This window comes from Streptomyces sp. AK08-02 (assembly GCF_033795085.1).
GTDB lineage: Bacteria > Actinomycetota > Actinomycetes > Streptomycetales > Streptomycetaceae > Streptomyces > Streptomyces echiniscabiei.
Window position 1 is genome coordinate 202,176 of the sequence record NZ_JARAZV010000009.1, and the last position, 14,137, is coordinate 216,312.

13 protein-coding genes and 1 pseudogene are annotated in these 14,137 nt (G+C 69.4%); 2 read left to right on the forward strand and 12 right to left on the reverse strand.

Translation table 11 applies throughout. The annotated features are described in order from the left end of the window. Nucleotides 1-17: 17 nt before the first annotated feature. From PV734_RS20170 to PV734_RS20195, 7 genes and pseudogenes are all read right to left on the reverse strand, one after another. The gene (locus tag PV734_RS20170; RefSeq protein WP_319094342.1) at nucleotides 18-1,580 is read right to left on the reverse strand and encodes an alpha/beta fold hydrolase; all 1,563 of its coding nucleotides are present in this window, start codon (nucleotides 1,578-1,580) and stop codon (nucleotides 18-20) included. Nucleotides 1,581-1,646: 66 nt separating this feature from the next. Next, nucleotides 1,647-1,904, reverse strand: a pseudogene (locus tag PV734_RS45865) (AfsR/SARP family transcriptional regulator); the annotation flags it as partial. 250 nt (nucleotides 1,905-2,154) lie between these two features. Continuing rightward, nucleotides 2,155-3,567, reverse strand: a complete 1,413-nt coding sequence (locus tag PV734_RS20175; protein WP_319290680.1) for an amidase — start codon at nucleotides 3,565-3,567, stop codon at nucleotides 2,155-2,157. Between the two features lie 4 nt (nucleotides 3,568-3,571). Beyond that, the gene (locus tag PV734_RS20180; RefSeq protein ID WP_319094344.1) at nucleotides 3,572-4,477 is read right to left on the reverse strand and encodes a ThiF family adenylyltransferase; all 906 of its coding nucleotides are present in this window, start codon (nucleotides 4,475-4,477) and stop codon (nucleotides 3,572-3,574) included. Beyond that, nucleotides 4,478-5,425 (reverse strand): hypothetical protein, encoded by a 948-nt coding sequence (locus PV734_RS20185; protein WP_319094345.1) that lies wholly within the window; start codon nucleotides 5,423-5,425, stop codon nucleotides 4,478-4,480. Beyond that, nucleotides 5,422-6,636 (reverse strand): acyl-CoA dehydrogenase family protein, encoded by a 1,215-nt coding sequence (locus PV734_RS20190; protein WP_319094346.1) that lies wholly within the window; start codon nucleotides 6,634-6,636, stop codon nucleotides 5,422-5,424. Before PV734_RS20190 ends, PV734_RS20185 begins: the two co-directional genes overlap by 4 nt. A gap of 97 nt (nucleotides 6,637-6,733) precedes the next feature. Next, a complete protein-coding gene (locus PV734_RS20195) occupies nucleotides 6,734-7,126 on the reverse strand; it encodes an SCP2 sterol-binding domain-containing protein (protein WP_319094347.1) in 393 nt (130 codons plus the stop codon). 302 nt (nucleotides 7,127-7,428) lie between these two features. Between PV734_RS20195 and PV734_RS20200 the strand changes: the two genes are divergently transcribed. Further along, on the forward strand, nucleotides 7,429-7,821 hold the full coding sequence (locus PV734_RS20200; RefSeq protein ID WP_006374164.1) for a BlaI/MecI/CopY family transcriptional regulator: 393 nt from the start codon (nucleotides 7,429-7,431) through the stop codon (nucleotides 7,819-7,821). 166 nt (nucleotides 7,822-7,987) lie between these two features. Further along, nucleotides 7,988-9,607, forward strand: coding sequence for an MFS transporter (locus tag PV734_RS20205; protein ID WP_319094349.1), 1,620 nt, complete (start codon nucleotides 7,988-7,990; stop codon nucleotides 9,605-9,607). A gap of 443 nt (nucleotides 9,608-10,050) precedes the next feature. On the opposite strand, the gene PV734_RS20210 is transcribed toward PV734_RS20205, so the two are convergent. From PV734_RS20210 to PV734_RS20230, 5 genes are all read right to left on the reverse strand, one after another. Continuing rightward, nucleotides 10,051-10,575: a winged helix-turn-helix domain-containing protein gene (locus tag PV734_RS20210; protein WP_319094350.1), complete on the reverse strand. Its 525-nt coding sequence runs from the start codon at nucleotides 10,573-10,575 to the stop codon at nucleotides 10,051-10,053. Between the two features lie 480 nt (nucleotides 10,576-11,055). Beyond that, entirely contained in the window at nucleotides 11,056-11,436 is a 381-nt protein-coding gene (locus PV734_RS20215) for a VOC family protein (RefSeq protein ID WP_319094351.1), read from the reverse strand. 146 nt (nucleotides 11,437-11,582) lie between these two features. After that, entirely contained in the window at nucleotides 11,583-12,353 is a 771-nt protein-coding gene (locus PV734_RS20220) for a class I SAM-dependent methyltransferase (RefSeq protein WP_319290685.1), read from the reverse strand. Between the two features lie 5 nt (nucleotides 12,354-12,358). Continuing rightward, complete coding sequence (locus PV734_RS20225) at nucleotides 12,359-13,213, reverse strand: LLM class flavin-dependent oxidoreductase (protein ID WP_319094353.1); 855 nt, start codon at nucleotides 13,211-13,213, stop codon at nucleotides 12,359-12,361. Continuing rightward, the gene (locus tag PV734_RS20230) at nucleotides 13,210-14,067 is read right to left on the reverse strand and encodes an alpha/beta hydrolase (RefSeq protein ID WP_319094354.1); all 858 of its coding nucleotides are present in this window, start codon (nucleotides 14,065-14,067) and stop codon (nucleotides 13,210-13,212) included. The genes PV734_RS20225 and PV734_RS20230 overlap by 4 nt, the downstream gene beginning before the upstream one ends. Between the last annotated feature and the right edge of the window lie 70 nt (nucleotides 14,068-14,137).

A 14,137-nucleotide genomic window follows, 5' to 3' on the forward strand; every position in this document is an offset into this window, starting at 1 on the left:
GCCCCGGGTCCGGCACGTCAGAAGACCGCCGCAGACCGTTCGGCACCGGTCGTCTCGTGGGGAACCAGGCAGCTCTCCAGAAAGGCCAGAGCGCGCAGGTGGTACGAACGGGCGGCCCAGCCCAGGCTGATGTTGTGACCGGCGTCCGGCTGGCGGTCGACGGTGACGCGGGGGGCGGCGACGAACTGTGCGGCCAGATCGGCCAGGGTGTCGCCGTCCTGGCGCCACCACGCCTCGTGCTCGGCGAACGTCAGCCGAACCGGGACCCGGACGCGCGGCGCGACGGAGCGGAACAGACCGGGCCGGCCGGCGAGTTCGGCACGTTCGCGAGCAGGCATGTCCTCGGCCCTGCAACGCGCGCCACTGAACGTGCCCGGCGGGTAGAGGCTCAGGGGACCCCAGTTCTTCGCCGACCGGCCCCGGTCGAGCAGGAACGACTCCTCGTGCGGGTCGACGGCGTACTCATGACCGCAGCCGGAGATGTCGAGGCCGAGCAGCCCGGGCGGGGTGTGGTCGGCGGCTGCCGCCAACGCCACGTTGCCGCCGTAGGAGTGCGCGAGCAGGAAGAGGCCGCCGCCCGTGGCGAAGCGGGAGGAGAAGTCGTCCAGAGCGGCGCGCAGGGCGGCGGCCTGGCCCAACAGGCCGAGTCCGCAGGGCAGTTGAGTGGCCGAGAGACGGTAGCCCGGACGGTCCACGGCGAGGACGGTGTAGCCGAGGGCCGATCCCAGCGTCAGCAGTGACAGTTGGGGGTGGGCCCGGCCGTCGAAGTAGTCGGCGTTCGTACCGCTGTCATGGATGGCGACCACGACGGCCCGGGTGGGCGCCTCGACGGGTTCACTGATCAGCGCGGACAGGGGAATGCCCGCGGCGTCCAGCGTGATCCGGCGCGCACCCCTGGAGGGCGACGTCCTGGACGGCAGGAACGCCTTCGTCGCCTTCGGCCTCCAGCGGTCGGGGGAAGAGGAACGACGGGAGTGGCTCCAGGTCGGGACAAGGACCCGGGCCGGCACCGCTCGCCCGTCGACCTCGTCGTCCGAGACGGCCCGGCGTATCTCCTCGGAGGTCGCCACGGCCGACAGCACCGGGGCGGAGTTCAGGATGGCGGACTGCAGGTCTCGCAGGTGCGCGGAGGGCTCTATCCCGAGCAGTTCCATCATCTGCGCGTAGAAGGACCGGTAGCCGGCCAGCGCCTCGGCCACCTGACCCGACCGGTACAGGGCGACCATCCGCTGGTACTGCAGCGTCTCGTTCAGGGGGTGCAGCCCGACCAACGCGTTGAGTTCAGGGATCAGGTGCAGATCGCCGCCCTGTCCGAGACAGGCGTCCAGGCGCAGGATCCGCGCGGAGAGACGCACCTCCTCCAGCTTGACCGCATAGGCGTCCAGGACCGAACCGCGCCGGACGTCGACGAGAACGTCACCGCGCCACAGCGCGAGTGCCTCGCCGAGCAGTTCGGCCGCCTCCGCGTTCCTGCCCCTCTGCACGTACTGGTGCCCGGTCTCGACGGACCGGGTGAATTCCTCGAAGTCCTTCCGGATGGACTGCGGAGCGCTGAACAGATATCCGCGGTCATAGGTCACGATGGATCCTTCGACACCATCGTTTTCCGGCACCGGACCGACGACCCCGGACCGCGCCTCCCTGAGCGATTTCCGAATCTGCAGAATATAGGTCTGCAGAGTGGTGGAAAGGCTTTTCGGGGGTTCTCCCGCCCAGACTTCCTCGACGATTTCGGAGACCGTCACCACAGTGTTCGCACGCATGGCCAGCAACGTGAATATCTGCCGGAGTTTCGGCGCGGAAGGAACCACCGACTTCCCGCCGACACGCATTTCCAGCGCGCCAAGAACATTTAATTCCACCAGCATCCCCCATCCTCCCCAGGATCGCCACCTCTCCCCCATGGCGACGGGATTACTATACCGAGCCGCACAGCCCGGAAACGAAAAGGAACACAAGGAATACAGGGGGTACGCGTTGGGTACCCCCTGCCGCAGAACCAGCAAGAACCGGACAAAATGAGGATTCACTGTCCCGCGAATTTTACTCCGACTTGACCAGTTAATCCGATTGCGAACACTGCCATTGCAAACAGGGGCGAATACGCGCCAGCCAGTGACCGAAAGAAATGGATCCCCTCGGCCTCCGAGTGCCTCAGTACGTCGTCGCGGACTGCTGCAACTGGGCCGCCAGCGACACCAGCAGCGCCTCGTCCGCGTACCGCCCGCCCAGCAGTACGCCGATCGGCAGACGCTCGGCGTTGCGGGTGAGCGGGACGGTGATCGAGGGCATGCCGGTGAGGTTGTAGACCGCGGTGTACGGCATGAACGCGGTCATTCTGGCGAACTCGGCCACCGGATCGGTGTCGTCGCGCAACTCCCCGATCCGCACCGGCGGTTCGGCGAGCGCCGGCGAGAGGATCACGTCGTACGCGGCGAACAGCAGGTCCGTGAGCATCTGCCCCAGGCCCCGGAACGTGGCGAGCGCCTGGTGGTAGTCCCGCGCGGACACCCCGGCGGCGGTCTGCCTGAGCCAGGCCGTGAAGGGCATCAGCTCCCCCTCGCGCTCCGGCCCCACCTCGTACGACGCCGCCTCCACCGACCAGACCCGGGTGAACGCCTCCAGGACGCCCCCGTCGGGAGGCATCTCCAGTTCCTCCACCTCGTGTCCCAGCGCGGCCAGGGCGGCCGCCGTGCTGTCGAGAGCGTCCTCGCAGTCGGGGTGCAGTAGCGCGTCGGGCACCATGGGCCGGCGCAGCACCGCCACGCGCACCGCACGGGGCTCCCGGCGCGCGTGCTCCACCAGGGACACGCCCCCGGCGTGCGCGGGCGCGGTGTACACATCGCCGGGCATCCGCCCCGCCATCACGTCGACCAGCGCCGCCGCGTCGGCCACCGTACGGGCCAGCGCACCGTGCACCGACAGCCCCGTGACGTCCGGGCGCCAGGGCCCGTTGCTGATCCGGCCCCGGCTCGGCTTGAGTCCGACCAGGCCGCAGACGGAGGCGGGGATGCGTACGGAGCCACCGGCGTCGGTGCCGTGCGCGAGGGGTGCGAGGCCCGCCGCGACGGCCGCCGCCGCGCCGCCGCTGGATCCGCCGGGCGAGTGCCCCGGACTCAGCGGGTGCCGGGTCGGCGGGCCGAGCCTGTTCTCCGTGTAGCAGGGCAGCCCGAACTCGGCGGTGTTGGTCTTGCCCAGCATGACCGTGCCGGCCTCCCGGAGCCGGGTGGCCACATGGTCGTCGGTGTCGCTGACATGGCCGGCGAAGACCGCCGAGCCCCAGGTGCACCGCACCCCGTCGACCTGGACGAGGTCCTTGATCGGTACGGGAACCCCGTGCAGCGCTCCCAGGAGCCTGCCGTCCCGACGGGCTGCCACAGCCTCCCGCTCGGCACGTTCCGCCTGGGACCGGGCGAGTTCCGCGGTGACCGTGAGGTACGCGCCAAGTTCCTTGTCCGCTTCCTCGATACGACCGAGGTAGTGGTCGGTCAGTTCGACCGGGGACAGCTCGCCCTCGGCGATCGCGGCGGCCTGTTCGAGCGCCGTCAGCTCGTGGAGATCGGACATCGGGTCAGCTCCCCTTCCGGCCGCGGGCCAGTCTCAGCAGCCCCGGAGCCAGGGCGGCGAGCGCCGCCGTCCGGCGCAGCCGGGTCGCCATCCGGCGCCGCGTGGAGCGGATCTGCTGGTGCACGTCGATGTACACCTCGGGGCGCACGGTCGCCCCGGAGAGCAACTTCACCACCATGTGGGAGGTGATGGCACCGAACACCATGGCGACGTAGGTGACCTGCGGGAAGCTGTAGTCGGGCCGCCCCAGGTTCGCCCTCACCTCGACCAGCATCTCCACCGGCACGTACTTCAGCGGCACGGCCCGCAGCAGCAGCTGCCAGGAGGTCAGCCGGTCCAGGTCGGCCTCGGCTATCGCTCCGTCGAACGGTTCCCTGATGTAGCGGTAGTCGTAGCAGCGCACGTACTGGGCGCCCGCGATGTCCCATCCGGTGACCAGCGGCAGCCGCCGTTCGACGGCGATGCGGTGCAGCAGGTGTTTGGCCCGCCAGCCGTCCATGGTCGTCACGTCCACGCCGTCCACGATGACGTCGCAGTCGTCGACCAGCGCCTTCACCGTCTCCTCGCCGACCCCTTCCGGGAAGACCCTGACGTCCGCGTGGGGATTGATGGCCGCAACCCGCTCACCGGCGACCGTGGCCTTGTTGCGGTCCACGTCGGTGGCCGCCGCGCTCTGCCGGTTGAGGTTGTTCACCTCGTACGTGCCCGGGTCGGCCAGTACGAAGGAACGCACTCCGAGCCGGGCGAGCGGCTCGACTGCCGCTCCACCGATGGACCCGCAGCCGGCGACGAGGACGGTCGCGCCCCGCAGTACGGCCTGTTCCCCGGTGCTGACCACGCCCTTGTTACGGGTGGTCAGTTCCCCGTAGAAGGCCTTCTCCTGTGCCTCGGCACCACTGCCACCGCTCATCTACGACGCCTCCTTCATCCGGTACGCGCCCGTCCTGCGGGCGGTCATGGCGGCGACCAGTTCCATGAGCGTCATCGCGTCCGGGCCGCCACCGAGGTAGTCCTCGATCAGGTCCATGTAGTCGCCGAGGTCGGCGTGGACCGGCGCGACGAAGGGAACGGCGATGACGTCCTGGTCGTAGATGGGCGCCATGAGATCTGTCTCGGGCAGCCGGGGCGAGGTGCCGCGGTCGATCTGGAGGTCGAAGCCGGTGAGCCGGAAGTGCCGTATCGCCACCTTCTCCTTGGCGTCGCCCAGCATGAGGCGCATCCGGTCCCCCGCTCCCGAGATGACCCTGCCCAGGCCCAGCAGCAGATGCCAGGGCACCCGTTCGGTGCTGGGGCCGGGCGGCAGTTCGAGGTCGCGGACGAACCGTTTGATCTCGAAAGCCTGGTGCGTGCCCAGGCCGTCGGCCGCGAACCGGCCCAGCAGGTCGATGTCGTGGGCCGCCTCGGTGGAGAACCGGCCGCGGTCGGGATGGTCGAGCGGCATGGACACGGGGTCCTGGGAGCAGCCGAGGCTGATGTAGCCGCGGATACGGCCCGTGCGGGTGCACAGGCTGACGGTGTGGACGTTCTGCACACCCGGCGGGTGGCGGACCGTCTCCCGGAAGACCGCCCGCTCGTAGACGAGTTGGGGCGACATCCAGCCGAGCCGCAGATACTGCACGAGCCTGAAGCCCATGATGCCGTTGAGGTAGCGCAGCGGGAGCTGGTCGTCCTCGACGGTGAGGGTGATCAGTTCGTCCGTCGGGTCGTACACGGAGTAGAGCGGGTCCCCGAGGACATGGTCGGGCAGAGAGCGGAAGTCCAGGGTGGAGTGCAGCCGGATGATGTCCGAGACGTACCGTTCTCGTTCCCGCTCCGGTAACTGCCGCGTGGATTCCGACCCGTTGTCCCGGCCCGTCATATCGGCTCTCCGGCGGCGTAGAGGCTCTCGGTGATGGCGAGGGCGAGTACCTCGGGCGTGCCCTCGTAGATCCGGGCGCCGTAGGCGTCGCGCAGCCGCTTCTCCATGCCGAAGGACTTCACGTAGCCGCGCGCTCCGGTGAGGGACATGGCCATGTCGGCGACGTCGATGGCGACGCGGTCCGCGAAGAGCTTCGCCGCCGCCGGTTCGTACTGGGGGGCGGGGAGTTCGTTGTCGACCTTGTGGGCGGCCTTGAGGTAGAGCAGCCGCGCCGCGTCGACCTTCGCGGACATCTCGGCGAGCTTGGCAGCGGTGAACTGGTGCTCGCGCAGCGGGAGTCCGCCCTGGACGCGGGTGTCGCACCACTCCAGGGCCTGTTCGAGGGCGCCCCGGGCCACGCCGACGGAGATTCCGGCGACGGAGGCGCGAGCCATGTTGCTCTGCGCGATGTTGATGGCCATGCCGTCGCCCTCCTCGCCGATCATGTTCTCGGCGGGGATGCGGACGTCGTGGAACTCCAGTTCGCTGCCGAGGCAGAGCCGGTAACCCATCTTGTCGGCCACCGGTCCCCGGACCACGCCGGGGAGGTCGAGCGGCACCATGAAGGAGGTGAGGCCGGTGGCGCCGGGCGCGCCCTCCATGTTGGCGAACACCGAGGCGAAGGCGGCGACCTGGGCGTTGGTGATGAACCTCTTCTTTCCGTTCAGGACGTAGTGGTCGCCGTCGCGGCGGGCGGTCATCACGTCGCGGGCGTGGACGGCGTTGGCCGGGATGATCAGGTCGCAGCCCGCCTCCTCCTCGGTGACCGCGTTGCAGGCCAGAACCGGGGCGTCGCCCGAGAACATGGGCAGGAACCGGGCCTGGAGCCGGGGGTCGCCGGAGAGCAGTACCGGGGTCTGACCGAGCATGGCGGCACCGAAGACGAGGGCGGTGCCGGCGCAGACGGACGCCACCTCCTCCAGTGCGACCGAGCAGCCGATCATGCCGAGGCCGAGGCCGCCGTACTCCTTCGGCACCGCGACGCGGGTGAGGCCCAGGGCGTGCCCCTGGGCGACCATGTCCCAGTCGAAGTCGTCGGCGGGCGCCGTGTCGAGGGCCGTCACCCGGGGTGCGACGACCTCGCGGGCGAATTCCCGCACCTGGCGGCGGAGTTTCTCCACCTCGCCGGGGAGGACGTCGAAATTGAGCTCAAGTTCGTCGTTGTTCGTCATGTCGGTCTCGAAACTCCGTAACTCGGATCCGATTGAGGCAGGGGAATTACCGAGGTGCCGTGACGTGGGTCCGTCGGGCACCGGCGGGAGCGGGCTCTCAGACGGGAAGCCCTTCCTGGGCCGCCAGTTCGGGATAGCGGTCGAAGGCGGGCCGCAGGATGGGCACGAGTTCCAGTACCCGGGCGACCTTTCCCCGGATCCGTACCTTTCCGGTGGCGATGGCGGTCGGCATCATGAGTTTGCCGAGCCAGAGCTGGTGTGCGGTGTCGGACGTCATCCTGATCCTGATCGTCGCGTCCTCGGGTGCGTCGGCCCCGACCGTCAGCGCGTCCGCGGACACGTGCACCACACAGTCCGGGTTGGTCTGGGTCAGCCGGATGGACAGGTTGCTCGCACGCAACTGCGAAGTGAACTGCTCGTCCTTCAACAGGATTTCGAAGAGGGTGCCGAAGACCCGCTCGGCCACTTCGGTCGACTCGAAGACAGTCATGGTTGATTCTCCCGTCACACATTCCCAAGAGCGAAGCGCCGCATCGGCGTTGACCGCATCTTAGGAATCGCTCGGGGGCACGGACGGGAGTATCGACAGGACGGGAAAAGGAAGGGGAAGGAGTATTGAAAGAGAACGCGTTCCGACCACCCGCGCGCAATCGAAACGAAGCGGCGCGACGAGCGGACCGAACCGGTTCCCGCTGGGCGGCCCCTCCGTGCGGACGCGGCGCGGCCCGGTCCCGCCTCGTCCGATCCGGGCACCTCTGGGCGTTCGGGCCCCGGGCACCGTAGATTGAAGGGGTGACAGCCGACCGATCCCGCACCTCCCAGGAATGCCTCGTCTTCGGCCCGCTGGAGAACGAGATCATGGAGGTTCTGTGGCAGGCGCCCGAACCGATGACCGTCCGGGAGGTCCTCGGCGCGCTCAACACAGGCCGTGAGACCCCGCTGGCGTACACCACCGTCATGACCGTGCTGAGCCGCCTCGCCGAAAAGGGCGCGGCCAACCGCACCAAGGCGGGCCGGGGTTACGCGTACACCCCGTGTGTCACGGACGAGGCGGCGATGGCCGTGCGCGAGGTCATCCGCGATTTCGGGGTGAGCGCGGTCGGTCACTTCCTCGACGAGATCCGTAACGTCCCCGACCTGCGCGAACGCTTCGAGAAGCTGCTGCACGAGGGCCCCGGGCACTGAGCCGGGGCGCCCAACCCGTCGAGCGGGCCGCCGTCTTCCCGGACCGTCTTTCTGGATTACTTCACCATCACCACCCACCCCCGCACCCGCGACCTACTATGCTCCCGTAGTAGATGCGTGGGGCGCGGCATCCGGTGCGGGACGCCCCTCTGACTGGAGGTGCGTAGTGAACGGGGCATTATCGGCGGGCGCGCCCGTGCGCGGACGCGGACTGATCATGACGGTCCTCGGCTGCTGTTTCCTGATGGTGATGATGGACAACACCATCCTCAACGTCGCCCTGCAGACGATCCAGCAGGACGTCGGCGCGACCAACGCCGAACTCCAATGGGCCCTGGACTCCTACATCCTGTTCTACGCGGCCCTGATGTTCTCCTCCGGAATCCTCGCCGACGCCTTCGGCCGCCGTCGTGTCCTGGTGATCGGGCTGGTCGTCTTCGGCGCGGCCTCCACCTTCGCCGGCTTCGCCGACACCCCCCAGCAACTCATCTTCTGGCGCGGAGTCATGGGTGTGGCCGGGTCGGTCGTGCCGCCCGCCACGCTCGCGGTGATCAATGACATCTTCGCCCCGGAGGAACGCGGCAAGGCGATCGGCATCTGGTCGGCGCTGGGCGGTCTGTCCATCGCCCTGGGCCCGATCGCCGGCGGCTTCCTGCTCGAACACTTCTGGTGGGGCTCCGTCTTCCTCATCAACGTGCCCATCGCCGCCGTCTGCGCCGTGCTCCTCCTGGTGGTCCTCGCCGAGTCCCGCTCGGCGACCAGGCCACGCATCGACGTCCCCGGCGTCCTGCTGTCCATCGCGGGCATCGGCGCACTGGTCTACGGGGTGATCCGAGGCGGCGAGACCAACGACTGGACCAGCGTCGAGGTCCTGGGCACGATCGTCGCCGGAGTGGTTCTGCTCGCCGTACTCGTCCTGTTCGAGAGCCGCACGGCGCAACCGGCCCTGGACGTCAAGCTGTTCCGCAACAAGTCCTTCGCGGCCGGTACCGCGAGCCTCGCCCTCTCCTTCTTCGCGCTCACCGGCGGCACCTTCCTGATGGTCTTCTACGTCCAGGCCATCCGCGGTCACACACCCCTCGAACTCGGCCTCATCCTGCTCCCGGTGGCCGTCGGCGCCGTGGCCTCGGCCATCCTCAGCAACCCGCTGGCCATGCGCTTCGGACCCAAGGCCGTCGTCACCACCGGACTGCTGCTGCTGGCCCTGTCGTTCACCGGGCAGGCCGGCATCGCCGCCGACACCGCGCTGTGGTGGTACGAGATCCTGCTCGGCGTCTCCGGCTTCGGCCTCGGCCTGGTCATGGGCACCACCACGACGACCACGATGGCCGTGGTCGCACCCGAGCAGGCCGCCATCGGCGCGGGCGTCAACAACACGCTGCGACAGATCGGCGCCGCGCTCGGCGTCGCGGTGCTCGGCTCGATCCTGTCCGTCTGGTACCGCGACGAGCTGGGCGGCGCCGTGAACGTGCTCCCGGAAGGCGTACGGGAGACGGCCTCGGAGTCCCTGGGCGGCACGGTGGTCGCGGTCCGCGAACTCCAGGAGGCGGGCGCTCTGCCGGCCGGCGCACGCGAGCAGATCCCCGGACTGCTGGCCACGGCCCAGGACGCGTATCTGTCGGCCATGCATGTGAGCTTCGGCGTGGCCGCCGGGGCGCTCGCGCTGGCCGCGGTCGTGGCCGCGGTGTGGCTGCCGGGCCGGATCGACGCCCCCACGGGCACCGCCACCGCCGCGCGGCCGGATGCCGTCGAATCCCCCGACTCCGCCACCCAACCGGCGCGATAGACGGGTCCCGCCAGGTGATGCGGCGGATCAACGCACCGGGATCCACGGGTCAGCACCGCATCGGCGCGCCTCGGGTCGCGTACGGCGCCGACGACAGGTCGGCCACCGCATGGCCCGGGAGCCGTGTCCCATGCGGTGGCCGACGCCCGGCGTCCGGAACGCGCCGGGCGAGGTCGCTCGCACAGCTTGTACCACCAGGCGGGAGACGACCTTGCGACAGCCGGGTCGTGGCGCTTCGTCCGGCCCGGCCCGGTACCACCGGGTGCCCGGCCGTACGAAGAGCCGACGCGCCCCCGTACACGCCGGGCACCCGGCCGAAACAGCCACAGTCTGAGAGTGCCGGTACGCCTCCGCCCGTCCGGACCGCTCCCAGCAGCCTGCGCCCCTCGGCCAACCCTGGCTCGTCACCTGTCCCAGGGTCCGTTCTCCTCCTTTCCGGAACGTCAACCGCTCGGATCGGCGAGGGACCGGGTCTTCAGAAGGAACCCGCGCCCCCGCACGGTCTCTATGGCCAGCCCGACGGACATGACCTTCCGCCGCAGCCTCATCATGTGCAGGTCGAGTGCGTTCTGGCTGGCGGAGCGGTTGGCGGACAGGAGCCGCTCCGCCAGTTCCGCCCGGCTCGCCATTCCCGGGCGACGCTGTACGAGCCCACGCAACACCGCGGCCTCCGAGACGGTGAGGGGCAGGACAGCGCCCGCGTAGCGAAGCAGCCCGTCCTCGTCCACGACGGGAGGAGCGCTCTGTGATGTGGCCTTGAGATGCAGGGACGTGATTCTGGTCTTCAACTCCCAGGCCTCCACCGGCTGTCGCACCCAGTCCTCGTGCGCGCCCGCCAACTCGGGCACCCGCGCACCTCTGGCGACCACCAGGAGGCAGGGCAGTCCCTGCATACGGAAGCCCTCCAGTTTGCCCGACTCGGCCGGCCAACGGACGATCTTCACATCCGGCGTCATGATGTCTTCCACGTATGCCTTCCTCTCGTACTCTGCCGCTCTGTGGCGCATGACGAGGCCGCGTCGGCGACACGGACGTCTGTGGAACCCCGGCGAGCCTGGCGGAGTGTCCCCCCGGAGACAAAGGGGCACGCGGTGCGCAACCCCGGCGAAATATTGACGGACAGCTATCAATAGACGGTTTTCGGCCTGCTGGTGAACAGGGGGCGCCGCGGCTCGGTGAATGTGCTCCGTCGCTGTCATGCCCGCACCTTCTGTCGAACAGGGTTGGCGTAGCACATACTTCTGGACCGCCCCTCGTGAACCGCTTGAGAGCGTCCGGGAACGGCCTGTCGGGCGCCGGCAACGGCGGTTCCGGGCGCGCACTGCGCATCGGTCGGGTCGAGCCGCCTCGTCAGCCGGTGGGCATGGCTACGAGGTCTCCGGTGTTCGGTTTCTTCTCAGTCGAAGAATCCTTTACCCGAGACCTCGCTCAGCGCACGGTCCTGCGTGTCAGAGAGGGTTGAGGCGGGACTTGAGGAGGCAGAACTCATTGCCTTCGGGGTCGGCCAGGACATGCCACTGCTCCTGGCCCGTCTGGCCGATGTCGGCCTTGCGCGCCCCGAGCTTCAGCAGGCGTTCGAGCTCGGCGTCCTGGTCGCGGTCGGTGGCGTTGACGTCGATGTGCAGCCGGGACTTGCCCTTCTCCGGCTCGTCCCTGCGACTGAGGATGATCGTCGGCTGCGAACCGCCGAACCCGTCGCGCGCCCCGATCTCGTACATGTCGTCGCCCTCGCGGTCGAGCACGACGAAGTCCAGGACCTCGCACCAGAACCGTGCCAGCACCTCGGGGTCGCGACAACCCAGCACGAGTTCACTGATACGACATGCCATAACCGAACCTGCTCTCAGCCTGGGAACCGCCGGGGTGGCCCCACGTGAACCTCATGGGCGCCCGGCAGGGAAAACGACCCCGCGACCGTACCGGACGCGGCGAGGACGGGCGAAACGGGTTTCCGGCCGCCCTCTCCCGACGGCGGTCAGGGACAGCGGCGCGCGGTGACGATCCAGGCACGCGAGTCGAAGTGCACGCCGTCCGCAGTGGTGTGGGCGTCGAGGGTGGCGCGTAGGCGCGTGCGTGCCTGGTCGGCCGCCGGGGCGTCGAGGGTGGCGAGCAGGTCCCTGACCTCCCACAGCCGGAGCACGGCGTCGAAGGCGGTGGCGCTGTCCGGGCCGTAGTGGACGGGCTCGTGTACGTCCGTGAAGTCGACCCCCGCGAAGCCGGCCGCCGTCAGGATGTCTTTCGTGACGGTCGGGTCGGCGAGTGAGAACGGGTCCGGACCCTCGGGTGGGGCGGAGGTGGCGGTGAGGCTCCGGCGGATGGCGGTGGCCCACTCGTTGCGGTCACGCTCCTGCCAGACCAGCAGCACCAGGCGCCCCTCGGGGCGCAGCGCACACCCGATGTTGGTGAACGCGGCGACCGGGTCGGCGAAGAACATCGTTCCGAACCTGCTGATGCCGAGGTCGAAACGGGCCGGTGGAAAGCGGTGGGTCTGGGCGTCCGCCTGCTGATAGGTGATGTTGCGCAGCCCCTGGTCGTCGCTGAGCCGACGGGCCCGATCCAGCATGGGCGCGGAGAGATCGACCCCGACCGCGCTTCCCTCGCCGGCGGCGCGGGCGGCCTCGCGGGTGGACTGGCCTGTGCCACAGCCGATGTCGAGCACACGGTCGCGCGGGCCGACGCCGGCAGCGGCTCGGAAGAGTTCGTTGTGCGCGCGCAGTTCCGCGTCGTAGTCGAACAGGTCGGACATCACCGTCACCGAATCCTTTCGACGTCTGTGTCTACGGCTGTGTCTGTGTCGACCGGGCCGTCCCGCAGTACGCCTCGTACCTGGTCCAGCGACACTGTCTCCGGCGCGAACTCCGCCAGCCACCACGTGGCACCCGCACGGACATAGGGTGCGGGATCGGCGCCGGGCGGGAGGGGGACGGCGATGTCGTACGGGGTCGTCGTTCGTCGGCGGAGACCGGTGAGGGTGGTCACCACGTCGGCGAGTTGGTCGGGATGTTGGAGGTTGACCGGAACGAACCCGTCGTGCCGGGCGGCACGGCGCAGCGGTTTGACGTTGCCGGGGAGTCCCGCGGCCCACACGGGCACGCCGGGGCGCTGAACCGGTTCGGGCAGGAAGGAGATCCCGTCGACGGTGTGGTGGCGGCCGTGATGGTGCACGGGTCCGCCGGACCACGCGGCGGTGAGGATCTCCAGTGACTCGTCGAGCATCTCGCCCCGCCGCCGGTCGTCGAGTTCCTCGCCGGTCGCGCTCAGTTCGCCGGCGAAGCGATCGCTGCCCAGACCGACGCCGAGGGTGAGGCGGCCGGCGCCGAGCCGGTCCAGTGTGGCGGTCTCCCTGGCGACCTTGGACGGCCGACGGCGGGCGAGGGGGGTGACCATGGGGCCGAACCGGAGGCGTTCGGTGGCGGTGGCGATCGCGGCCAGCGTGATCCACGGGTCGGCCACCCGGCGGACCGGCGCCCGCCAGCTCAGGTGGTCCCACACGAACACGCCGTGCCAGCCGGCCTCCTCCGCCTCGGCGGCCAGCCGGGCGATCGCCGCAGGGTCGGCGAGTTCGTCGAAGAGCGGCAGCCAGAGCGCCGACCGTAGCCGGGTCATGGCCGGCCACCCGCGGTGTGCTGGAGCAGAGCCGGGACGAACACGTCCCACAGCGGTTTCGGCAGATCGTGTCCTGCGCCTTCCAGGGTCAGCAGTGTCGCGCCGGGAATCGCGTCGCGCAGCGCGTGTCCGTGCGGGAGTGGGAGAACGGGGTCGTGGTCGCCGTGCACCACCAGGGTCGGTGCGCTGACGGACGTGAAATCGCGGGACGATCCGTCGAAGGTCATCGCGTAGTGGTTGACGAGGGTGGAGGCGATGTCACGCGTGCGGGCCACGTCCTGTTCGACCAGCGTGCGCGTGGCGCTCTCGTCGAAGTAGGGCGAGCCGCCCGAGCACGCCTTCGCCGATGCGACGACGAAGTCCACCACCGCGCCGGCGTCGGTGGGGTCCGGATCGGCGGGGATGCCGTCGGCGAGTCCGTCCGACGACGACGGGAGCCCTTCCTCGCCCGTGGAGGTGGAGACGAACGTCAGCGACTCCACCCGGTCGGGGTGGTCCACCCCGACGATGAGCCCGATGCCGCCGGCCATGGACCGGCAGACGATGTGCGCGCGCCGGACGTTCAGGGCGTCCAGGACGCCGAGCGCGTCCCCGGCGAGGTCGGTGAACGTGTAGCCGGGTCGGCCCGGCGGGTAGCTGGTGGATCTGCCGGTGTCCCGGTTGTCGTAGCGGATCACGAACCGGTCGGCGCGGGCGATCCGTTCACACAGTTCGGTTTCCCACCACAGCATCGAGGCGGACGCGCCGTCGATGAGCAGGATCGCCGGGGCCGCGGGGTTGCCGAAGGTCTCCAAGCACAGCTCGGTGTCGTTGATCTTCACGAGCTGCTCGCCATGCGAAAGGTTGTTGGTCATGAACATCACGCTAGACTCGGCTTTCCATCGTGAAAAGCGATAGTTTCCGATCAAGTCAATCGTGAATGCC

Excerpts from the sequence above, each read along its gene's own strand:
- PV734_RS20195 (WP_319094347.1), bottom strand. The coding sequence starts at position 7,126 with ATGACTGTCTTCGAGTCGACCGAAGTGGCCGAGCGGGTCTTCGGCACC.
- PV734_RS20215 (WP_319094351.1), bottom strand. The coding sequence starts at position 11,436 with ATGGCATGTCGTATCAGTGAACTCGTGCTGGGTTGTCGCGACCCCGAG.
- PV734_RS20225 (WP_319094353.1), bottom strand. The coding sequence starts at position 13,213 with ATGACCCGGCTACGGTCGGCGCTCTGGCTGCCGCTCTTCGACGAACTC.
- PV734_RS20190 (WP_319094346.1), bottom strand. The coding sequence starts at position 6,636 with ATGACGAACAACGACGAACTTGAGCTCAATTTCGACGTCCTCCCCGGC.
- PV734_RS20180 (WP_319094344.1), bottom strand. The coding sequence starts at position 4,477 with ATGAGCGGTGGCAGTGGTGCCGAGGCACAGGAGAAGGCCTTCTACGGG.
- PV734_RS20230 (WP_319094354.1), bottom strand. The coding sequence starts at position 14,067 with ATGACCAACAACCTTTCGCATGGCGAGCAGCTCGTGAAGATCAACGAC.
- PV734_RS20185 (WP_319094345.1), bottom strand. The coding sequence starts at position 5,425 with ATGACGGGCCGGGACAACGGGTCGGAATCCACGCGGCAGTTACCGGAG.
- PV734_RS20175 (WP_319290680.1), bottom strand. The coding sequence starts at position 3,567 with ATGTCCGATCTCCACGAGCTGACGGCGCTCGAACAGGCCGCCGCGATC.
- PV734_RS20220 (WP_319290685.1), bottom strand. The coding sequence starts at position 12,353 with ATGTCCGACCTGTTCGACTACGACGCGGAACTGCGCGCGCACAACGAA.